A 21,508-nucleotide genomic window follows, 5' to 3' on the forward strand; every position below is an offset into this window, starting at 1 on the left:
CTGGTACTACTGGTGCACCGCACGCAGCACCTCCGCCAGGCTGGTCTCGCCCGCCGCCAGACGCTCCAGGGCGTTCTCGGCCAGGCTGGCGCGGCGGCCCTCCAGCAGCCGGGCCATCTCGCCCTCCCCGGCGCCGCGATAGATGAGCTCGGCCAGTTCGGCGTCCAGGGCGACGAATTCGTAGAGACCCAGGCGACCGCGATAGCCACTGCCATTGCAGCTTGGGCAACCCTGAGGCTCGCGCAGCCGTTCGAGCCCGGCCAGCCCTGGCAGCAGCGTTTGCTCGGCCGCCCGCACCGGACGCCAGGCCGCGCAGCTGCACAGCCGTCGTACCAGCCGTTGGGCCAGCACGCCCTTGAGGCTCGACGCCAGCAGGAAGGGCTCCACGCCCATATCACGCAGCCGGGTGATGGCCCCCAGGGCGCTGTTGGTATGCAGGGTGGAGAGCACCAGGTGGCCGGTGAGACTGGCCTGCACGGCGATGCTGGCGGTCTCCACGTCGCGGATCTCGCCGATCATGATGACGTCCGGATCCTGGCGCAGGATGGCCCTCAGCCCACTGGCGAAGGTCAGGCCGGCGCGCGGATTGACCGGGGTCTGGCCGATGCCCGGCAAGGCGTATTCCACCGGATCTTCCACGGTGAGGATGCTGCGGCTGCCCTCGTTGAGCAGCCCGAGGCTGGCATAGAGGGTGGTGGTCTTGCCCGACCCGGTGGGGCCGGTGACCAGCAGGATGCCGTTGGGCTGGGCCAGGGCGCCGCGCAGGCCGGCATCGATGGCCGGCGGCAGGCCGAGGCGCGAGAGCTCCAGCAGGCTGGCCTGCTTGTCGAGGATGCGCATGACCACCCGCTCGCCATGGACGCCGGGCAGGGTCGAGACGCGGATGTCGACATCGCGCCCGCTAGCTCTCAGGGTGATGCGGCCGTCCTGGGGCTGGCGCTTCTCGGCGATGTCCAGCCGCGCCATGACCTTGATCCGCGACACCAGCATGGCCGACAGCGCCCGCGGTGGGCGCAGCAGCTCGCGCAGCACCCCATCCACTCGCACCCGTACCACCAGCGCCTGCTCGAAGGTCTCCACGTGCAGGTCGGAGGCGTCCAGGCGCAGCGCCTCGGCGAACAGGGCGTTGATCAGCCGGATCACCGGCGCCTCGCCGGCGCTGTCAAGCAGGTCCTCGACCCGGGGCAATTCCTCCATCAGCCCAGCCAGGTCGACGGTCTCGCCGAGGCCTTCCACCAGCGCCTCGGTGCTGGCCTGCCCGGCTTCATAGAGCGGCCCCAGACGCTGCTCGAAGACCTCGCGCGGGAGCCATTCGCAGCCTTGCGGGGGACCGTGGCGACGCTGCACCTCCTGCAGCAACGCCAGGTCCGCATCCAGGCGGCACAGCAGCCGATAGCCGTCGGGCACGGTGGCCAGGGCGATGCCGGCCTGGCGGGCCAGGCGATAGGGCAGCGTCGGCGTCATCAGAGGCCGTCCAGGCGCGCCCGCGCCGAGGGATAGAGACTCTGCAGGGTGGGCGCGCCGCGCGTACCCGGCGGCGTGGCCGGCAAGGCCGCGGCTGGGGCGGCGGCACGCATGCCGCGGTACTTGTCCTCGCTGATCTGCTGCACCAGCGCCGGATCCCGGAGGATGCGCGGGCGGATGAACACCACCAGATTCTGCTTGGTGCTGGAGCGGGTACGCGACTTGAAGAGATTGCCCAGCACCGGCACGTCGCCCAGCAGCGGTACGCGCTGGTCGCTGTCGTTGCCCTCGTTGCTGATCAGGCCGCCGAGGACGATGAGGCCATTGTCCTCCACCATCACCGTGGTCTTGATCTCGCGCTTGTTGGTGACCACGTCGCTGGCACGCACGTTGTCGGCCAGCGACGAGACCTCCTGGACGATCTCCATGCGCACCGTGTCGCCCTCGTTGATCTGCGGCTTGAGCCGCAGCTTCACCCCCACTTCGCGGCGCTCGATGGTCTGGTAGGGATTGGCGTTGTTGCTGGTGACCGAGCCGGTGACGAAGGGCACTTCCTGGCCGACCATGATGGAGGCCTCGGCGTTGTCCAGGGTCAGCAAGGTCGGTGTCGACAGCAGGTTGAAGCCGCTCTCGCTGCGCATGGCCTGCAACAGGGTGACGAAGTTCAGCCCGCTGCCACCGATGCGCCCGACCCCGGCGGAGATGCCCTGCATGCCCGAGAGCAGACTGCCCAGGGCACTGGTGTCCTGGTTGGCCGCGGCGGCGGCGATACCGTTGATGGGCGTGCCGTTGGTGAAGTTGACACCGCCCGCCGGCAGGTTGCCGTTGCGATCGAGGAACAGCCACTGGACGCCGAGCTGGTTGGCCTTGGTGTCGGTGATCTCGGCGATGATCGCCTCCACCACCACTTGGGCACGGCGGATGTCCAACTGGCTGATGATGCGCTTGTAGGCGGCCAGCTCTCGCGGCGGGCCGATCAGCACGATGGAGTTGGTACCCATGTCCGCTTCCAGGCGAATGCCAGGCGCGCCGGGCGCCAACGTCCCACCACCGCCCTTGGCAGGAGGAGCCTCCCCCTCCCCACCACCTTCTACAGGGGTGGTATTAACCATGGGCGGTGCCGTCACGGGAATCTCCACCCGCGCGTCCTGGGTGACCTCGCCGCTGAGCCCGCGCAGCACCTTGACCACCTCGCCGGCCTTGGCGTGGTGCAGATAGACCACCTCGGTGTCGCTGGCGGCATCGCGGGAGACGTCCAGCTCGGCGACCAGGCGGCGTACCTGGCGGCGGACGGCTTCGTCGCCGCGCACCATGAGGGCATTGCTGCGGGCGTCGGCCAGCACCTGGACCCCGCCGCCGGCCTGGCCGCGGCTGGCCAGCAGGCGCTCCACCAGGGGCGCGGTGTCGCGCGCCTGGGCATGGCGCAGAACGATCATTTCCACCGGTTCGTCGCGACCGCGATCCAGCCGCGCCAGCAGCTGGCCAATGCGGCTGAGGTTGCTGCGCCAGTCGGTCACTACCAGCAGGTTGCTGGCGGGATAGGGCGTGGCCACCCCGACCCGGGCGTCCATCAGCGGGCGGACGATGCCCAGCAACTGGTCGAGATTGCCACCGCGCACGGCGAATACCCGGGTGGCCACGGTATCCCCGGCACCGGGCTTGGCCGGGGCGCCGTCGTCCACCTCCACCGGCAGCGGCTCGGTCCGGGCCGCCTGGTCCGGCAGGATCTTCACGCTGCCATCGTCCAGCTCCACCGCGGCATAGCCATTGGCGCGCAACTGGGCCAGGGCCAGGGCATAGACGTCGTCGGCGGCCAGGGGCTGGGCGCTGCGCACCGTCAGGGTGCCACGCACCCGCGGGTCGATGACGAAGTTGGTGCCGGTGATGCGTCCCACGCTCTCGATGAACAGATCGATCTCGGTGTTCTCGAAATTGACCTCGAAGCGTTGTTCGGCCTGGGCACCGAGCAGCCAGAAGGCGAGGAGCAGGCCGCAATAGCTGCGTTTCTTCACAGGGACAGTCTCACGGGTAGGGCCAGGGCGTGACCCTGACGTTCCAGTTCCAGGGTCAGGGCGCCGGTGGCGCGCCAGTGCGGCAGGCGTTGCAGCAGCGCCCGGGTATCGGCCACGGGGACGGCATCCACCCGGCGCAGCACGTCCCCGGGCTCAAGTCCGAGGCCGCTGAAGAAGGCCGGTTCGGCGCCAGGTTGCAGGCGGTAGCCGGTCAACTCGCCATGCTCGCGGACCGGGGTGGCACGAATGCGGCGAAGCAGGCTGGCCAGGTCGCCCTCCTCCGCCACCAGCGTGGGCGGCGCCTTGACAGTGGTCGGCTTGGCCGTACCGCTGGCTGCGAGGCCCACCAGCTCACGCGGCGCGGGCCAGGGCAGCCGCTCTTCGCGGCCGGCGCGGCTGAAGACCAGGCCCTGGGCGTCGATGGCGGTCAGCACCAGGCCAGGCGCAAGGCTGTCGCCCAGGACCAGGGACCGCTGGCGATCGCCATGGCGCAGGACCACCACCGAGCCGTCGATGGGCACCGCCTTGATCGCCCCGACCCACTGGATCGGCAGGGTGCTGGGCGCCGCCTGGCTGGCGGTGCGCCAGTGGCTGGCCAGCAGATCCGTGGCGGATGACGGCTCGCTTTGGACGCTGGGCGCGGGCGTCGGCAGCCACAACAGGCGCAGATCGCAGACCACCCGCGCCGCCAGCCAGGCGGCGATGCCCAGCCAGAGCAGGGTCAGCAGCCGCAATGCCAGGGGATGGATGAGCAGCCGCGCCATCAGGCCAGCCGCTCCTGCCGCCGGCGCAAGGCGGCCAGCGGATGCCAGCCCGGATGGCCTTCGACGAACTCCAGTCGGGGCACCGGCAACGGCGCCAGGCCCCAGTCGGCGGGCCGGGCGCGTAGATAGGCTTCCAGGCGTTGCCAGAGCGCCTCGCCAGTGCCCAGGTCAGGCCCCAGGGCAAAGGTGCGACAGGTGAAGGCGGCGCCCAGGGGCACCTGCAGAAGCGGGATACGCTGGCCACGGGGGGCGCCATAGCGACAGCTCCACGGAGCACCTACCAACCGCGGCAGGTCCTGGCTGTTGTCCAGTAGCAGAGGCTCGCCGAAGCGGTTGTCGGCAGCCTCTTCCAGGAGCGTGCGCAGGCCATCGGCCGTAATAGGCAACTCCAGCACCGTGGCGTCATGGCCACCACAGAGGGCGATCAGGTGTTCACGGGTGATCCAGTCGCCCCGCCGCAGCGGCAGGTCGTATCTCAGGCCAGGCAGCAGCACCGGCTGCGCCTCGCTGCCCCCCAGGGCCGCAGCGATCAGGGCGTCCCAGCTGCCGCCGAGCAGGTCGCGGCGCCAGAGATCCATCGGCGCGCGCGCCAGGCGCTGGTCGAGCCAGCCCGCGTGGGGCGCCCGGGCCACCGCCAGCTGCCGTTGGTAGTTTTCCAGCAGGGTGCGGTCGAGCACGCGCTCGGCCTGCACCGGATGGAAGACGGCGTCCAGGCGCCAGCCATCGCGACCGCCCCGGCAGCGGATCTCGAAGATACCGATGCCCCGGGTACCGGGCAGGCAGACCGGCAAGGGGCGACCACTGCCACGCATCACCGGAATCAGCTCAGGCCAGAGATCCTGGCCGCGGGCGCACAGCAGAAGGTCCGCCTCCTTCAGGCGCTCGGCCAGCCACAGCCCAGGTCCAGTGCCGACATCGGCCAGCACCACCAGCAGATCGGCCTTGTCCCGTGCCTCGGCCAGCACCGGGCGCAGCCGGGCATACCAGTCGGCCAGGGGCGCCTGCTGGTCGCTGGCATAGGGATCGGTCACCCCGACCAGGGCGATACGCACGCCGTCGCGCTCGACCAGGGTGAAAGGAGCGACGCCCAGGTCGCTGCGCTGTTCCTCGGTGAGGGTGGCGCCCAGTACCGGACGACCGTAGCGGCGATAGAGGGCGGCGCTGCGCTTGGGCCAGAGCAGACGCTCGTCACTGCTGACCCGGGCCTCGCTGCCCAGCAACTGGCTGCCATCGACTCCAGCCTCGCCGCGGGTCAATTGCGTCAGGCCGCTGCCGTTCCAGCACTGGCCGTTCTCCAGGGTCAGGCTGCGGGTCGCGCCCTGGCGAGCACGCAGGTGGGCCAACTGGGCGGCCAGGGCGGCATAGCCACCGTAGCGCTGGCCGTCGCCACGACTGGCATCGAGCAGGGGCGCGAGCCCAGGCGCAAGACGCGCCGCATCGGCACCGGTGCGCCAGGGCGCGGCACCGATGCGGCCAGCCGGTCCCAGGCGGACCCGGGGCACCACCGGCCAGCCGGGCTCGCGGGCATCCAGGGTATCGGCGACATAGAGCAGTTGCAGATCGGCATCCACCGGGCGGCTGGAAAAGCCCTGGGCACAGCCGCCCAGCAGCGGCGCCGTGGCGCCCGCCGCGAGCCAACCCAAGACCTGGCGTCGTGCCCAGTTGCCCATCCGATGTCCGCCTTGCGCGCTAGAGAGGGCGGCATCCTAGGCGGTGAAAAGCTACAAATTCATGACAAAACAGCTGGTTACAAAATGTTACATGTCGACGAGCGGTAAATAACGACCTGTAACTTTTCGGTCACCAGACCATCACAGAGGCTTCCTAAAGTCGCCGGCTCCCGTGATCAACCAAGGAAGCTTTGCGCATGAGCACTTTCACGAGCGACGACCGTAACCGCAACGAAAGCGGCAACGAACCGCTGGACGCCGTCGTCGACCGTTACCTGTCGCGCCGCAGTGTCATGAAAGGCGGCCTGGGCGCCGCCATCGCGATGATCGCTGGCGGTAGCCTGACTGCCTGCTTCGACGGCGGTGGCGGCTCCCATGACGATCCGGCGCCCAGCCAGCCCAGCCCGACGCCGCAGCTCAAGCTTGGTTTCGAATCCATTCGCGGTGCCCATCTCGACGCCATCGTCCTGGCCGCCGGTTACAGCGCTCGCATCCTGGCGCCCTGGGGTACCCCACTGAACAACCTGGCCAATGCCTGGCGCAGCGATGGCAGCAATACCTCCACCGACCAGGCCAATGCGGCCGGCATGCACCACGACGGCATGCACTTCTTCCCGCTGAACAACTCCAGCAGCGACGGCCTGCTGGCCATCAACTACGAATACATCGACCAGAAGGTGCTGCACCCCAACGGCCCGACCACCACCAACGGCAAGCGCCCCGCCGAGGAAGTGCGCAAGGAGATCAACGCCCATGGCGCGGCGGTGATCCATATCCGCAAGGTCAACGGCAACTGGCAGGTCGTCACCAACGATGCGCTCAACCGTCGCTTCACCAGCGCCACGCCCATGGAGATCGCCGGTCCGCTGCGTGGCAACGCCAATCTGGTCACCCCCTTCTCGCCCGATGGCACCCGTACCCGCGGCACCAACAACAACTGCGGCAACGGCTTCACCCCTTGGGGCACCTACCTCACCTGCGAGGAAAACTGGCCGGGCATCTTCGTCAACAAAGGCACCCTGCCGGTGGATCAGAAGCGTATCGGCATCACCAACAAGAGCAACTACGGCTGGGAGACGGCAGCGGGTGACGCCAGCGAGGTGGACAACGAATTCCGCCGCTTCGACCTGACCCCCACCGGCGCCAGCGCCAGCCAGGACTTCCGCAACGAAGCCAGCGGCTATGGCTACATCGTCGAGATCGATCCCTATGACAGCGCCGCCCCGGCCACCAAGCGAACCGCCATGGGCCGCTTCCGCCACGAGGGCTCGGCCTATGGCGTTCCGGTCGCTGGCCAGCCGCTGGCGTTCTACATGGGCGACGACTCGCGCAACGAATACATCTACAAGTTCGTCTCCGCCGCTGCCTGGGATCCGGCCGACGCCAACCCTGCCAACCGCCTGGCCACCGGTGCCAAGTACCTGGACAACGGTACCCTCTACGTGGCCCGTTTCGACGACGGCGGCAACGGCAAGTGGCTGCCGCTGACGGTCAATGCGCCGACCAAGGACGGCCGTACCCTGGGCGCCCTCTATGGCGACCTGGCCGGCATCATCCTCAACACCCGAGGGGCCGCCGATGCGGTGGGCGCGACTCCAATGGACCGCCCGGAGTGGACCACGGTCAACCCCTTCACCGGTGAGGTCTACGTCACCCTCACCAACAACTCGGCGCGCACCGCCGCCAACGCCGCCAATCCGCGGGTACCCAACGTCAACGGCCACATCGTGCGCTGGAAGGACAACAGCAACCAGACAGACTTCACCTGGGACATCTTCGTCTTTGGTGCGGACGCCGGCGCTGCACCCGACATCAACCGCTCCGGCCTGACCGAACTCAACCAGTTCGCCAGCCCCGACGGCCTGGCCTTCGACAGCCGCGGCATCCTCTGGATCGAGACCGACAACAGCGACAACGCCGTGGCCGAGTACACCAACGACCAGTTGCTGGCGGTCATCCCGGCCCAGGTGGTGGATGGCAGCGGCAAGCAGGTCGCCATCTCGGCCACCAACCAGACCGCCCTGCGCCGCTTCCTGGTCGGCCCCAACGGCTGCGAGATCACCGGCATCACCTGGACGCCGGACCTCACGACCATGTTCATCAACGTCCAGCATCCGGACAACTGGCCCTTCAGCGAAGTCGCCACCGAGGCCACCCCGGCCGGCACCAAGGTGCGCCCCCGCGCCTCCACCGTGGTGATCCAGAAGCTCGACGGCGGCCCCATCGGCGTCTGATCGAGTCGGCGATAGCCAGGCTCCCCGGTCGGTAACGATCGCAGGAGCTTTTTGCTTTCCCGCGGATGCGAAATCCGTCGCGTAGATTGGCGAACAGCACCCGCCTCTTCTAGGTGCGCGCGGGAAAGGCTGTACCGTTTTCCACCCTACACCAGACGCTCGTCCGTAGCGTGGAAAACCGCGCAGCGTTTTCCACCAAACCCTGGGAATCGCGGCCATGGGGGTCCGCCGCTGCGGCCGCGCCTACAAGCACAGCCATAACGACTCATCGCGATCTAGCCACAGAAGCTAGAGATGATCGCCTGCTCCAACAGCCCCCTCTCCCCTGGGAGAGGGTTGGGTGAGGGCATGCCCCGCGCAACGGAGTCACCCGCGGAAAAGGCTGCGCCTTTTTTCCGCCCTACGCCGGACTCTCGTCCGTAGCGGGGAAAAGCACGCAGCGTCTTTCACTTCTGCCCGAATCGGTCATCCGCCAATCACGGCGATGCCAGTCCGCCAACAAGGCGCTCCTGCGGGCGAGGTTATAACCGCTGATCGTGATCCGGCTGGAGTTGATGGATGCAATCGCCTGCTCCGACAGTCCCTCTCCCCTTGGGAGAGGGTTGGGGTGAGGGCATGCCCCGTGCAACGGAGTCACCTGTGGAAAAGCCTGCGCTGGTTTCTCGGTCGTAGCGTGCAACACCGTGCGGCCTTTGCCACCGGTGCTCGAATCGGTCGCCAGGTGATCGCGGCCACGGGCCGCTCCTACAGGAGGTTTCAGCGCCAGACCGCCGCCCTGATAGCCGCCACCCTCAACCTACTGCAACGCCTCCGACCCACCCGGCCCAGGCACCCAAAGGGTGGTGTCCCGGGTCGCCAGCCAGCGCACCCGTTGTGCCGGTACCGCCGCGTGCCAGCGACTCACGCCCTGGGCCGCCAGCTGCCGTACCTGGCGAAAGACCTGACCATCGCGTCGCACCTCCACCCCGAGCAGAAAATCCCCACTGTTGAGCATCAGGCGCTGGGTCAACAAGGTGAAGGTCTCCTCCCCTACTCCGGGCAGGGCCTCACGCAAGGCTTCGACGTTGGCGTACCCCTGCGCCGGCCGCGCGGTGATCAGCAGCTGCAGCGTCTCCCGCGGCACCTCGCCGAGAAACAGCGCCTCCAGCAGCGGTAGTTGACCCATCCCCAGGGCATTGGCATTGAGTCGCCAGCCACCGGTGTCGGGCAGCGCACAGAGTTCGCGCAGCTGCAGATGCCGTCCGGGCCGCGCCGGCACGATCAGATCCAGCTCGCCAATCTCGGCCAGCGGCAGATTGGGCACCAGCACCGGCGGCGCCAGCCGCAGAGCCTCAGCGGTCTCCAGACCGAATTCGTGGGCTTCGCCATCGGCATCGACCCAATCAGCGAGTCGCTCGGCAAAGGCCTGGGCCGTCAGCCCCGGCTCGCCCAATCCCCCAGGACGTTGCTCCAGCAACCATTTCAGCTGCCGCAACGCCAGATCGCGCTCCGGACCGGCCAGGGCGTTGATGTTGAAGCAGCCATGCAGATCGCGTAGCTGGGCGCGGACCGTAGCGCCCTCCACCTCATAGGCCAGCACCTCGCCTCTCAGGCTCTGCCAGAACTCCGGTCGCTGCCGCGCCCCGGCCTGCACCAGCCCCTGCGTGACCACCTGCTCGGCGCCCGCCGCCAGCGCCCGCGCCAGGGTCTCGTGCTCCAGTAACCGCGCTCGCTGCAATTCGGCTCGCCCTTCGGCCAGCAGCACCGGCAACAAGGCCGCCACCAGCGCCAGCGCCCAGAGCGCCATCAGCAGCGCCACGCCCCTTTGTCGCCGCACTCCTGTTCCTCCAGGCAAAAGCGGCATTGGAACCGACGCAGGTTGCAGATTCGTGGCAATACGTGGATCAGCCTCCCCGTTGGGCTTCGCTGCGCTCAACCCAACCTACGCCCCACGTGACACCCCGTAGGTTGGGCTAAGCGCAGCGAAGCCCAACAGACGACGAAAAAACCCGCCACCAGGGCGGGTTTCGTCACGGCCAGACCGCCCCTACAACTTGGCGATGGACACCTCGGTGGATTTGACAAAGGCGATCACCTCGCTGCCCACCACCAGCTCCAGCTCCTTGACCGAGCGGGTGGTGATGACCGAGGTGACGATGCCGGCGGCGGTCTGGACGTCGATCTCGGAGAGCACCGAGCCTTCGATGATTTCCTTGATGGTGCCCTTGAACTGGTTGCGAACGTTGATGGCCTTGATGGTCATGGCAGAACTCCTTGGATGAGCGATCAGTAGGCCCAGCGCAGTTGCGTGGGCAGGGGTTGCACGATTTCCGGTAGATCGGGATTGAGCGGCTGCTGCAGCACCCGGGCCAGCACCTCGGCTTCCAGGCGCGCCAGTTGGGCGTCACCCGCGGCTCGGGGGCGTGCCAGGGTGACGTCGAGATCCAGGCCGACATGGCCGTCTTCGATGAGCACTACGCGGTCGGCCAGGGCCACCGCCTCGCCCACGTCGTGGGTGACCAGCAGCACGGTGAAGCCATGGCGGTGCCAGAGGCCTTCGATGAGTTGCTGCATCTCGATGCGGGTCAGGGCATCCAGGGCGCCCAGCGGCTCGTCCAGCAGGAGCAGGCGCGGCTGGTGGATCAGGGCGCGGGCCAGGGCCACGCGCTGCTTCTGGCCTCCGGACAGCGCCGAGGGCCACTCCTGGGCGCGGTCGGCCAGGCCGACCGCCTCCAGGGCTTCCAGGGCGCGGGGTTTCCAATCGCCCTTGAGCCCCAGGCCGACGTTGTCGATGATGCGTTTCCAGGGCAGCAGGCGCGCGTCCTGGAACATCAGCCGGGTGTCCTCGCGGTGCTGGGCCAGGGGTTCGTCCTGCCCCAGCAGGGTGCCGCCGCTGGCGCGGTCGAGACCGGCCACCAGGCGCAGCAGAGTGCTCTTGCCGCAACCACTGCGCCCCACCACGGCGACGAACTGGCCAGCCGGGATGTCCAGATTGATCCCATGGAGCACGGTGCGCTCGCCAAAGGTCTTCACCACCTGTTGCAGCTTCAGGGCGATGCCGCGGGAGAGCGGCGGAACGGCTTGCAGACTGGTCATGCGTGGGCTCCCTTCTGATAGGCCGGGTGCCAGCGCAACCAGGCGCGCTCCAGGCCGCGGGCGGCGAGATCAGCCAGCTTGCCAAGGATGGCGTAGAGCAGGATGGCCAGCACCACGATGTCGGTTTGCAGGAATTCCCGGGCGTTCATCGCCAGGTAGCCGATGCCGGAGCTGGCGGAAATGGTCTCGGCGACGATCAGCGTCAGCCACATCAGGCCGAGGGCGAAGCGCACCCCTACCAGGATGGCCGGCAGGGCACCTGGCAATACCACGTGCCAGAACAGCCGCGCGCCGGACAGGCCGTAGCTGCGGGCCATCTCCACCAGCGCCGGATCGACGTTGCGGATGCCGTGGTAGGTATTGAGGTAGATGGGAAAGAACACCCCCAGGGCCACCAGGAACAGCTTGGCCGACTCGTCGATGCCGAACCAGAGGATCACCAGCGGGATCAGCGCCAGGTGCGGCACGTTGCGCACCATCTGCAGGGTGCTGTCGAGGAGGCGCTCGCCCCACTTCGACAGCCCGGTGAGGAAACCCAGCGCCAGGCCGATGCCTCCGCCGATGGCGAAGCCAATGCCGGCGCGCCAACCGCTGATGGCCAGGTGTTGCCAGAGCTCACCGCTCTTGACCAGGCTCCAGCCGGCTTCCAGCACCGCCGCCGGTGACGGCAGGATGCGGCTCGACAGCAGGCCGCTGCTGACCGACAGCTGCCAGGCGACGAGCAGGGCCACGGGTACCAGCCAGGGTGCCAGCCGCTGCAAGAGGCGTTCGGTGGTGCTGCTCATGCCGGCCTCCCTCAGCTCTGCGCCGCTTTCTGCGGCAGGATGTCGTTGGCCACCATCTCGCCGAAGGGGCTCACGTAGTTGGCGCCTTCCACTCGGGTCGGGCGCCTGACCGGCAGGTGCGGGAACAGCAGTTCGGCCACCCGGTAGGATTCCTCCAGGTGCGGGTAGCCGGAGAAGATGAAGGTGTCGATGCCCAGGGCGGCGTATTCCTTGACCCGCGCGGCTACGGTGGGACCGTCACCGACCAGCGCCGTCCCGGCACCACCACGCACCAGGCCGACACCGGCCCAGAGGTTGGGCGCGATCTCCAGCTTGTCGCGACGCCCCCCATGCAGCGCCGCCATGCGCTGCTGGCCGACCGAGTCGAAGCGGGCGAAGGCGGCCTGGGCCTTTTCGATGGTGGCGTCATCGAGATTGGCGATCAGCCGATCAGCCGCCCGCCAGGCTTCCTCATTGGTCTCGCGGACGATCACGTGCAGGCGGATGCCGAAGCGCACCGTGCGCCCCTGGGCGGCGGCCTTGGCCTTGACCGCCTCGATCTTCTCGCGCACCGCGTCCAGCGGTTCGCCCCAGGTCAGGTACAGCTCCACCTGCTCGGCGGCCAGATCCTGGGCAGCGTCGGAGGAGCCGCCGAAATACAGCGGTGGGCGCGGTTGCTGCAGCGGCGGATAGAGCAGCTTGGCGCCCTTCACCTGGATGTGCTTGCCCTCGTAGTCCACCGTCTCGCCTTCCAGCACGCGGCGCCAGATGCGGGTGAATTCCACCGAGGCTTCATAACGCTCGCTGTGGGACAGGTGTAGACCGTCACCGGCCAGCTCGTCCGGGTCGCCACCGGTGACCAAATTGAACAGTGCCCGACCGCCGGAGAGACGATCCAGGGTGGCTGCCTGCCGCGCCGCTACCGTGGGCGAGATGATCCCGGGCCGCAGGGCCACCAGGAACTTGAGTTTCTGGGTGACCGGAATCAGCGAGGCGGCCACCAGCCAGGAATCCTCGCAACTGCGGCCGGTGGGGATCAGCACCCCGCCGAAGCCCAGGCGGTCGGCAGCTTGGGCGACCTGGCTCAGGTAGCCGTGGTCGACGGCGCGGGCGCCTTCGGCGGTACCCAGGTAATGGCCATCGCCGTGGGTCGGCAGGAACCAGAAGATGTCGAGACTCATGGGGCGTTCTCCAGGAAGCGGGATCAGGGTTGGGCAGTGGCGGTCTGCAGGCTGGCGGGTGGCGTCCACACCACGTCGCGGATCGTCAGCGGCTTGGGAATCAACTTGAGGGTGGTGAAGGCATCGGCGATCTTCTGCTGCTGCGCGGCCACCTCGGGGCTGATGAACTGGGCGCCATAGCCTTGCCGCTTGACCACTCGTTCGGCGGTGTCCAGCGGCAGGTTCAGCAGCGGTGCCACCTGGGCGGCGACCTCATCCGGGTGGGCCTTTGCCCATTCGCCCACCGAACGCACCTCGTCGACGATGGCGCCGACTTGCTCGGGATGGGCCTTGGCGAAGCTGCGGGTGGCCAGATAGAACTGGTGGTTGTCGGCCAGCCCGGTGGCATCGGTCAGGGTGCGTGCCTGCAACTGGGTCTCGGCGGCGGCCTGGTAGGGATCCCAGATCACCCAGGCGTCCACCGCACCGCGTTCGAAGGCGGCGCGGGCATCGGCCGGCGGCAGGTACACCGGCTGGATGTCACGGTAGGGAATGCCGGCCTTGGCCAGTGCCTGTACCAGCAGGTAGTGGACGTTGGAGCCCTTGTTCAGGGCGATCTTCTTGCCCTTGAGATCGGCCAGCGAGCGGATCGGCGAATCCTTGGGCACCAGGATGGCTTCGCTGGTAGGCGCCGGTGGCTCATGGGCCACATAGACCAGATCGGCACCGGCTGCCTGGGCGAACACCGGTGGCGTCTCGCCGGTCACGCCGAAGTCGATGCTGCCGACGTTGAGGCCTTCCAGCAGCTGGGGGCCGCCGGGGAATTCGGTCCATTGCACCTTGACGCCGTCCCTGGCCAGCCGCTGCTCCAGGGTGCCACGGGCCTTGAGAGTGATGAGGGTGCCGTACTTCTGGTAACCGATACGGACCGTCTCTTGCGCCTGCGCCAGGCCGGTGGCCAGGGTCAGCAGGGAAACGGCGAGCAGCGAACGCTTGAAGGAGAACTGCATGGTTGAGGCTCCGGGTCAGATGCCCCAGCGTGCCTGGCCGATGCGATCGGCCAGGAGCTCGGGGGTCAGGGGCTGGGGACGCCGCGCCAGGGCCGCGTGGAATTGTTCGAGGGATTCGTAGAGACGCTGCTCCAGCGCCGGGATCAGGGCGACACCGGTCTCGGTGTAGCTGACCTGGCTGTCGTCGGCGAAGACGCCGTTGAGGATTTCCTGGGCCTTGAGCGCCGAGAGCACCGGCTTCAGCGCGTAGTCGATGGCCAGGAGATGACCGCTGGAGCCGGCGGTGGCCAGGGGTAGCACCACCTTGTGGCTCAGGGCGCGCTCGGGCAGCAGGTCCAGCAGGGTCTTGAGGGCGCCGGCCAGGGAGGCCTTGTAGACAGGAGTGGCGATCACCAGGCCATCGGCGGCCTGCAGCTGGGCGATCAGCTCCACCACCGGTGGGCTGTCGAAGCGGGCACCGATGAGGTCGGCAGCGGGAAAGTCCTGGATACGCCAGCGCGACAACTCCACGCCGCGTGCTTGTAGCCAGTTCGCCGCCAGATCCAGCACGCCGGTGGAGCGCGACCGCGCTCCCGGACTGCCCGCCAAAGTCACCACCTGCATCGCCGCCTCCAGGATAAAAGGAGCGGTGTCGCGCCGCTCGAAAAGGATTGAGCGGACCTTAGCAAGGGCTTCTTATTCCCTAAAAATATCCTTTAGGCACTTAGTTATAACCAGAAAAACAAAACCCCGGCCTGAGCCGGGGTTTTCTTGTCACCCGAGATGTCAGCGATTGGGCTGGGGGGTCAGGCGCAGATAAGGTTTGACCGCGGTATAGCCCTTGGGAAAACGCCGCTTGAGTTCTTCCTCGTCCTTGAGCGACGGCACGATGACCACGTCATCGCCATCCTTCCAGTTGCCCGGGGTCGCAACCTTGTGATTGTCGGTGAGCTGCAGGGAATCGATCACCCGCAGGATCTCGTCGAAGTTGCGACCGGTGCTGGCCGGATAGGTGATCGACAGCCGCACCTTCTTCTGCGGATCGATGATGAACAGCGAACGCACCGTCAGGGTGTCGTTGGCATTGGGATGGATCATGTCGTAGAGGGTCGAGACGCTGCGATCGGCGTCGGCCAGGATCGGAAAGCCCACGGCGGTGGCCTGGGTTTCCTCGATGTCCTTGATCCAGCCCTGGTGCGATTCCAGGCCGTCCACCGAGAGGGCGATCACCTTGACGTCGCGCTTGGCGAATTCGTCCTTGAGCTTGGCGGTGAGGCCCAGCTCGGTGGTGCACACCGGGGTAAAGTCGGCGGGATGGGAGAAGAGCACGCCCCAGCTGTCGCCCAGCCACTCATGAAAGCGGATGCGGCCCAGGCTGGAATCCTGTTCGAAATCGGGGGCGATATCGCCCAGACGGATGGTCATTGGCAGTTCTCCTGATGCAGGTAGGGATAGCGGCACTATGCCGCTCGCCAGAGCGAGCGGGAAAGATCGGATCACGCTGTGGTTATAACGCGAAAGCCACCTGGTTCAGGGCTATCTCCACCCGGCGAGGTCCTGTGCCGCGTGACCACTCTCACAATTTCGGCGGGCTTTTTCCACCCAAGCGCAGCGGCCGCTAGGGTGCTACACCTAAGGAAGACCAACGGACAGGAAATCGGCCGAGCGGGGCAACCCGCAGCGCTCGGCATGGTCTGTTGGCAAGACGAGGAGGAGATTCTCATGTTCGGCAAACGCAATGACGACCCCGGTGCCAGCACCCATTTCCGTAGCGAGCGCGTCAGCGTGGTCAACGGTCAATTCTTCTTCACCACCCGCGAAGGCACCCTGGAAGGCCCCTTCTTCAGTCGCGAAGAAGCCCTCAACCAGATCGACCGCTATGTCGAACGGCTGCAAACCGCACAGGGCCTGATGCGCCAATCCGTCAGCAACGTCTGACCGGCTGCCCCTGATCCATTAGACTGCGCGCCCTGAATTCCAGGCCGCGCCGCTCATGACCGATTTCCAGCACGCCCAGCTCGACTGGGATGCCTCCGGGCAACCCCTCTCCCGCGCCTATGGCGATGTCTATTTCTCCCGCGCCAGCGGCCTAGAAGAAACTCGCTACGTCTTCCTGCAACAGAATCGGCTGCCCGAGCGCTTCGCGGCGCTGTCGGCGGGCGACGTTTTCACCATCGGCGAGACGGGCTTCGGCACCGGCCTCAACTTTCTATGCGCCTGGCAGCTGTTCGAGGCCCTGGCCCCCAGGGTGCGCGCCTGCATTTCGTCAGTGTCGAGCGCTTTCCGCTGACCGCCGCCGATCTCGCCCAAGCCTTGACCCTCTGGCCGGAACTGGCGGCCTACAGCACAGCGCTGCAGCAGCAGTACCAGGCCATCCACCCAGGCTTTCAGCGACTGATTCTGGGTAACGGCCGTATCACCCTCACCCTGCTGATTGGCGATGTACTGGAGCGCCTGCCCGAGCTGGATGCCCGTTGTGACGCCTGGTTCCTGGATGGCTTCGCCCCGGCGAAGAATCCCGAAATGTGGACGCCTGCGCTGTTCGCCGAGCTGGCGCGCCTGTCCCATCCCGGCACCACCCTGGCCACCTTCACCTGTGCCGGCTTCGTCCGTCGAGGCCTCAACGAAGCGGGCTTCGCCATGGCCAAGGTGCCGGGTTTCGGCCACAAGCGGGAGATGCTGGCCGGCGTGCTGGAGCGTCCTGCCATCGGCGCGAGCGTTCCCTGGTATGGGCGTCCGCCGCGGTGCCAGGGTCCGCGAACGGCGATCGTGATAGGCGCAGGACTCGCCGGGTGCGCCACCGCGGCCAGCCTCGCCCGCCGCGGCTGGCAGGTCAGGGTCATAGAGCGCCACGGGGCGCCCGCGCAGGAGGCCTCCGGCAATCCCCAGGGCGTGCTCTACCTCAAGCTGTCGGCCCATGACACCTCGCTCAGCCGGCTGATCCTGGACGGGTTCGGCCTGACCCTGCGCGAGCTGCAGGCCCTGCCGCCGGGAGCGGCCTGGTCGCCCTGTGGGGTGTTGCAACTGGCGCTGACCGCCAAGGATGCCCAGCGCCAGGCCCAGTTGGCGGCGCACTTTCCCAGCGATCTGCTGCAACCGCTGGACCGCGACGCCGCCAGCGCCCGTGCAGGGATCGGCCTGACCGCAGGCGGCCTGTTCTTTCCAGAAGGCGGCTGGGTCCATCCACCGGCGCTGTGCGCGCACTGGCTGGCGCATCCCAACATCGAGCTGATCACCGGGACCGTCGTGACCGCGTTGCAGCAAATCGCGACCGGTTGGCAGGTAGTCACTGATCGTGCGGACCTGCAGGCGACGGTCGTCGTGGTGGCCAGTGCCGCCCAGGCCAGAACACTGCTACCCGAGCTGCCGCTCAAGGCGATTCGCGGACAGCTGTCCAATCTGCCGGAAACCCCAGCCAGTCAAGCGCTGGCAACCGTAGTATGTGGCGAAGGCTATCTTGCCCCGGCGCGTGAAGGCCGCCACTGTCTGGGCGCCAGCTTCGTCTTCGATCGCGACGACACCGAGCCCAGTCAGGCGGAGCACCTCAGCAACCTGCAACTGCTCGCCGAGCTGTCGCCAGAACTGGCGGCCAGTCATGAGGCGCACGCCCTGGAAGGCCGCGTCGCTTTCCGCTGCACGTCGCCGGACTACCTACCCCTGGTGGGCCCGGTCGTGGACGAAGCGCTTTTCGCCCAGCGATACCAGGCGCTGGCCTACGATGCCCGCCAGGTACCCGAGCAGGCGGCTCCCTGGCGCGCGGGCCTCTATCTCAATCTGGCCCACGGCTCGCGCGGTCTGGTCACCACGCCACTGGCCGCCGAACTGCTGGCGGCCTGGCTGGACGACGAACCCCTGCCCGTGGCACGGCGGGTGGCCGAAGCCTGCCACCCCAACCGCTTTCCCCTGCGTCGGTTGATCCGCGGCGGCTAGATGATCGCCAGCGGCGTCTTGCTCTGAGGTGGCGGGAAGGCACCATCGAGCAGCGCCAGATCGTCATCAGTCAGACGCAGATCCAGGGCGCGAGCGTTTTCCTCGAGGTGACCGGCATCGCCCGCTTTGGGAATGGCGATCACCCCCGGTTGGCGCAACACCCAGGCCAGGGCGATCTGCGCAGGCGTAGCCTGGTGTCGCTCCGCCAGGGTGGCCAACGTAGGATGGCGCAGGAGGTCACCGCCCTGCCCCAGCGGACAGTAGGCCATCACCGGCATCTGCTGACGTTGGCACCAGGGCAGCAGGTCATGCTCGATGCCACGCTGTTCCAGGTTGTAGAGCACCTGGTTGGCGCTGCAACGGTCGTCGCCCAGCTCCAGCATGTCGCTGGTATCGAGATTGGAAACACCCCAGTGGCGGATCTTGCCTTCGTCGCGCAGCTTCTCCAGCGCCATCACCGTCTCGATCAGCGGCACCTGACCACGCCAGTGCAGCAGATAGAGATCGATGACATCGGTGCCCAGCCGCTTGAGGCTACGCTCGCAGGCCAGCGGTACCCCTGCCTCGGTGGCGTTCTTGGGATAGAACTTGCTGACCAGGAAGACCTCGTCACGCCGCCCGGCAATGGCCTCGCCGACCAGTTCTTCGGCGCGGCCTTCGCCGTACATTTCAGCGGTGTCGATCAGGGTGAGCCCCAGGTCCAGGCCCTGACGCAGGGCGCTGACCTCCTGACGATGCAGGTCGGCGTTCTCGCCCATGCGCCAGGTACCCTGTCCCAGCGCCGGAACGGTAGTGCCATCGGGCAAACGAACGGTTTGAGCGGTATTCATGGACGCATCCTTCTTATGGGTGTGCCTTGTTGGAACGTCAGCGCGCCGCCGATTCTCCCGGTCATCCGCCAAACGGCAGCCAGAGGCTTCCCACAGGCCCTGCGACCCGACGTCGCACTGGTAAAGTACGCCCCGACAAGGAATCCAAAACAGCCTCCAGGAGCTCTCATGAAGTCGTCTATCCTGGGCCTCTGCGCCCTGCTGTCCGTTGCCCTGCCCCTGACGGCCGCTCAGGCCGACGTCATCACCCTGAGGTTTTCCCATGTGGTAGCGCCGGACACGCCCAAGGGCAAGGGCGCCCTGCTGTTCCAGCAGCTGGTGGCGCAGCGCCTCGCCGGTCAGGTACAGCTGGAGGTGATGCCCAGCGGCACCGCCTTCACCGATGCCAACGAACTGCAGGCCCTGCAGGATGGCAAGGTGGACATCCTGGCACCGGCGATCAGCAAGCTCACCGACCTCAGCCCCAAGCTCAAGCTGTTCGACCTGCCCTTCCTCTTCGAGAGCCGTGCCGCCCTCGACCACTTCCAGTCCCGGCCCAGCGGCCGGCAACTGCTGCTGAGCCTGGAACCAAGCGGCATCATTGGCCTGGCCTATTGGCCCAACGGTCTCAAGCAGTTGTCGGCGCGCAAGCCACTGCGCGAGCCCGGTGACGCCAAGGGCCTGGTGTTCCGCATCCAGAATTCCGATGTGCTGCAGAGCCAGTTCGAGGCGCTCGGCGCCACGGCGGTCAAGCTGCCCTTCAACCAGACCCCGAAGGCAATGGCCAGCGGCACCGTCAACGCCACCGAGAACACCTGGTCCAACTACTGGAGCCAGCGCCTCGATCAGCAGCAGCGCTACTTCACCGAAAGCAACCATGGTGCTCTGGACTACATGCTGATCGTCAAGGCCGACCGCTGGCGTACACTGCCCTTCGCCGTGCGCAGCGCCCTGGAAGAAATCATCGACCAGGTGACCTTCGAAGTGAAGAAGCAATCCGAGGCGGAAAACCAGCGTGATCGCGCGCGCCTGGTCGCCGCCGGCAGCAGCGAGATCCTGACCCTCACCCCCGAGCAGCGGGCGCGCTGGCGCGAGGCCATGCGTCCGGTCTGGCAGCACTACGAAGGTGAGATCGGCGCCTCGCTGATCAAGGCAGCGGAAAGCTCGAACTAGAATCGCTGCTGCGGTGGCTCCGCCCAACGGCGCAGCGACACGCTACCCGGTTCACGGCATTGCAGGTCGCGAAAGGGCCCCGCCACCTTGATCCAACCCGGACCCGGCGGGGTCTGGGTGCAGAATTCCTGATTGTCCGTGGTGCTGCGCCAGCGCCAGTAGGCAGCCGGCCCGGCCAGGACGTCCGTCGCCAGCAGTCCCAGCAGCGCGATGGCCAGCGTCTTGCCAGTAGTCCGCCGGAACCTCTCGCGCGCTAACCCTGTCGGTTTAGAGGTAAGCCTCTCGAATTCGCACAGGATTTCCGCCATGCCGCTTTCCGTCTTGCGTAGCAAACCTACCCTCCTCGCCCTGGCCCTGGTGGGCGCCGGCATCGCCCTGGCCGGCTGCGCCCGTGATCCGGATAAACGTTCGCTGGGTGCCGAGGCGGTCAGCAATGCCAAGAGCATGGCACGTACCGATGCCGACATGCAGAAGGTACTGAACAAGTACGCCAGCTTCGATCCCAAGGCGATCGAAAAGCTGACCGCCCAGCAGGCCCGGCAACAGCCTACCATCGCCGATGCCGTCAAAGGCGTCCTGCAGGACGAAGGCCGACCCACCCAGGCCGAGGCACTGGTGCCTGGCGTGACCAGCGTCGACCGTGCCGTGGACGGCGCTGCTGGCGTGCTGCCCGCTCGCATCTACACCCCTGAAGGTCAGGGCCCCTTCCCGGTCATCCTCTATTTCCACGGTGGCGGCTGGGTCTTCGCTGACCGTAACGTCTACGATGCTGGCGCCCGCGGCCTGGCCAAGCAGGCCAATGCCATCGTGGTCTCGGTGGACTATCGCCAGGCCCCGGAATACAAGTTTCCTGCCGCTCACGATGATGCCCTGGCGGCCTATCGCTGGGTGACCACCCACGCCGGCTCGCTCAATGGCGATCCCCAGCGCTTGGCGCTGGCGGGCGAAAGCGCTGGCGGCAACCTGGCGGTGGCGACCGCTGTCGCCGCACGCAAGGCCGGTCTCACCGCGCCCAAGCACGTGCTGTCGGTCTATCCGGTAGCCCAGACCAACACCCATACCCAATCCTACGAGCAGTACGACGACGCCAAGCCGCTCAATCGCCCCATGATGCTATGGTTCATCGATAAGGTGACCCGGTCGTCCGATGACCTCAAGGACCCGCGCCTGGACCTGACCAAGGCCGATCTCGACGGGCTGCCGCCGGTCACCATCGTCAACGCCGAGATCGACCCCCTGCGTGATGACGGTGGCTTCCTGGAAACCGCCCTGCGCCAGGCCGGAGTCCAGGTGGAGCGCAAGGTCTATCCAGGCGTCACCCACGAGTTCTTTGGTACCGCTGCGGTCGTGCAGAAGGCCAAGGACGCCCAGGCCTATGCCGGCAGCCGACTCAAGGCCGACCTGGATAAGAAATAGCGCTGACCTGCTCGTCTCGACCACCGCCGGCCCTGTGCCGGCGGTGTA

Annotated in this window: 18 protein-coding genes and 1 pseudogene; 5 read left to right on the forward strand and 14 right to left on the reverse strand. The window is 67.3% G+C overall.

Annotated features, from left to right (window positions below; translation table 11 throughout):
* Positions 1-6: 6 nt before the first annotated feature.
* Genes APT59_RS16800 through APT59_RS16815 form a run of 4 tightly spaced genes read right to left on the reverse strand, consistent with a single transcriptional unit; the run spans position 7 to position 5,910 of the window.
* Positions 7-1,464 (reverse strand): GspE/PulE family protein, encoded by a 1,458-nt coding sequence (locus APT59_RS16800; protein ID WP_059315901.1) that lies wholly within the window; start codon positions 1,462-1,464, stop codon positions 7-9.
* Positions 1,464-3,476 (reverse strand): type II secretion system secretin GspD, encoded by a 2,013-nt coding sequence (gene gspD / locus APT59_RS16805; protein ID WP_059315902.1) that lies wholly within the window; start codon positions 3,474-3,476, stop codon positions 1,464-1,466. The genes APT59_RS16800 and gspD overlap by 1 nt, the downstream gene beginning before the upstream one ends.
* On the reverse strand, positions 3,473-4,240 hold the full coding sequence (locus APT59_RS16810) for a hypothetical protein (protein WP_059315903.1): 768 nt from the start codon (positions 4,238-4,240) through the stop codon (positions 3,473-3,475). The genes gspD and APT59_RS16810 overlap by 4 nt, the downstream gene beginning before the upstream one ends.
* Positions 4,240-5,910: a hypothetical protein gene (locus APT59_RS16815; protein WP_059315904.1), complete on the reverse strand. Its 1,671-nt coding sequence runs from the start codon at positions 5,908-5,910 to the stop codon at positions 4,240-4,242. The genes APT59_RS16810 and APT59_RS16815 overlap by 1 nt, the downstream gene beginning before the upstream one ends.
* 197 nt (positions 5,911-6,107) lie before the next feature.
* On the opposite strand from APT59_RS16815, the gene APT59_RS16820 reads away from it, so the two are divergent.
* A complete protein-coding gene (locus APT59_RS16820; protein WP_059315905.1) occupies positions 6,108-8,144 on the forward strand; it encodes a PhoX family protein in 2,037 nt (678 codons plus the stop codon).
* Positions 8,145-8,940: 796 nt separating this feature from the next.
* Here APT59_RS16820 and gspK read toward each other — a convergent pair.
* From gspK to APT59_RS16860, 8 genes are all read right to left on the reverse strand, one after another.
* Positions 8,941-9,960 (reverse strand): type II secretion system minor pseudopilin GspK, encoded by a 1,020-nt coding sequence (gene gspK / locus APT59_RS16825; protein ID WP_237140532.1) that lies wholly within the window; start codon positions 9,958-9,960, stop codon positions 8,941-8,943.
* 210 nt (positions 9,961-10,170) lie between these two features.
* Positions 10,171-10,386, reverse strand: a complete 216-nt coding sequence (locus APT59_RS16830) for a TOBE domain-containing protein (protein ID WP_010795839.1) — start codon at positions 10,384-10,386, stop codon at positions 10,171-10,173.
* Between the two features lie 23 nt (positions 10,387-10,409).
* The gene (ssuB, locus tag APT59_RS16835) at positions 10,410-11,219 is read right to left on the reverse strand and encodes an aliphatic sulfonates ABC transporter ATP-binding protein (protein ID WP_059315907.1); all 810 of its coding nucleotides are present in this window, start codon (positions 11,217-11,219) and stop codon (positions 10,410-10,412) included.
* Positions 11,216-12,004, reverse strand: a complete 789-nt coding sequence (gene ssuC / locus APT59_RS16840; RefSeq protein WP_059315908.1) for an aliphatic sulfonate ABC transporter permease SsuC — start codon at positions 12,002-12,004, stop codon at positions 11,216-11,218. The genes ssuB and ssuC overlap by 4 nt, the downstream gene beginning before the upstream one ends.
* An 11-nt stretch (positions 12,005-12,015) precedes the next feature.
* A complete protein-coding gene (gene ssuD / locus APT59_RS16845; RefSeq protein WP_059315909.1) occupies positions 12,016-13,164 on the reverse strand; it encodes an FMNH2-dependent alkanesulfonate monooxygenase in 1,149 nt (382 codons plus the stop codon).
* Between the two features lie 23 nt (positions 13,165-13,187).
* Positions 13,188-14,153 (reverse strand): sulfonate ABC transporter substrate-binding protein, encoded by a 966-nt coding sequence (locus APT59_RS16850; protein ID WP_059315910.1) that lies wholly within the window; start codon positions 14,151-14,153, stop codon positions 13,188-13,190.
* Positions 14,154-14,168: 15 nt separating this feature from the next.
* Positions 14,169-14,756, reverse strand: a complete 588-nt coding sequence (gene ssuE, locus APT59_RS16855; RefSeq protein WP_059315911.1) for an NADPH-dependent FMN reductase — start codon at positions 14,754-14,756, stop codon at positions 14,169-14,171.
* Positions 14,757-14,918: 162 nt separating this feature from the next.
* Complete coding sequence (locus APT59_RS16860) at positions 14,919-15,557, reverse strand: peroxiredoxin (protein ID WP_059315912.1); 639 nt, start codon at positions 15,555-15,557, stop codon at positions 14,919-14,921.
* A 297-nt stretch (positions 15,558-15,854) separates the two neighbouring features.
* On the opposite strand from APT59_RS16860, the gene APT59_RS16865 reads away from it, so the two are divergent.
* Together APT59_RS16865 and mnmC are read left to right on the forward strand one after the other, a co-directional pair.
* On the forward strand, positions 15,855-16,070 hold the full coding sequence (locus tag APT59_RS16865; protein ID WP_059315913.1) for a DUF6316 family protein: 216 nt from the start codon (positions 15,855-15,857) through the stop codon (positions 16,068-16,070).
* Positions 16,071-16,125: 55 nt separating this feature from the next.
* Positions 16,126-18,062 (forward strand): annotated as a pseudogene (mnmC, locus tag APT59_RS16870) (bifunctional tRNA (5-methylaminomethyl-2-thiouridine)(34)-methyltransferase MnmD/FAD-dependent 5-carboxymethylaminomethyl-2-thiouridine(34) oxidoreductase MnmC).
* On the opposite strand, the gene APT59_RS16875 reads toward mnmC, so the two are convergent.
* Positions 18,059-18,892, reverse strand: coding sequence for an aldo/keto reductase (locus APT59_RS16875; protein WP_059315914.1), 834 nt, complete (start codon positions 18,890-18,892; stop codon positions 18,059-18,061). The pseudogene mnmC and the gene APT59_RS16875 overlap by 4 nt on opposite strands.
* 168 nt (positions 18,893-19,060) lie before the next feature.
* On the opposite strand from APT59_RS16875, the gene APT59_RS16880 reads away from it, so the two are divergent.
* Positions 19,061-20,044 carry a DctP family TRAP transporter solute-binding subunit gene (locus APT59_RS16880; RefSeq protein WP_059315915.1) on the forward strand — a complete coding sequence of 328 codons (984 nt, stop codon included), beginning with the start codon at positions 19,061-19,063 and terminating at the stop codon, positions 20,042-20,044.
* Here the strand turns inward: APT59_RS16880 and APT59_RS16885 are convergent.
* Positions 20,041-20,352, reverse strand: a complete 312-nt coding sequence (locus tag APT59_RS16885) for a hypothetical protein (RefSeq protein WP_237140533.1) — start codon at positions 20,350-20,352, stop codon at positions 20,041-20,043. The genes APT59_RS16880 and APT59_RS16885 overlap by 4 nt on opposite strands.
* Between APT59_RS16885 and APT59_RS16890 the strand changes: the two genes are divergently transcribed.
* Entirely contained in the window at positions 20,351-21,460 is a 1,110-nt protein-coding gene (locus APT59_RS16890; protein ID WP_082696377.1) for an alpha/beta hydrolase, read from the forward strand. The genes APT59_RS16885 and APT59_RS16890 overlap by 2 nt on opposite strands.
* Positions 21,461-21,508 lie beyond the last annotated feature (48 nt).

The sequence above is a fragment of the Pseudomonas oryzihabitans genome (genome assembly GCF_001518815.1).
Lineage (GTDB): Bacteria > Pseudomonadota > Gammaproteobacteria > Pseudomonadales > Pseudomonadaceae > Chryseomonas > Chryseomonas oryzihabitans_E.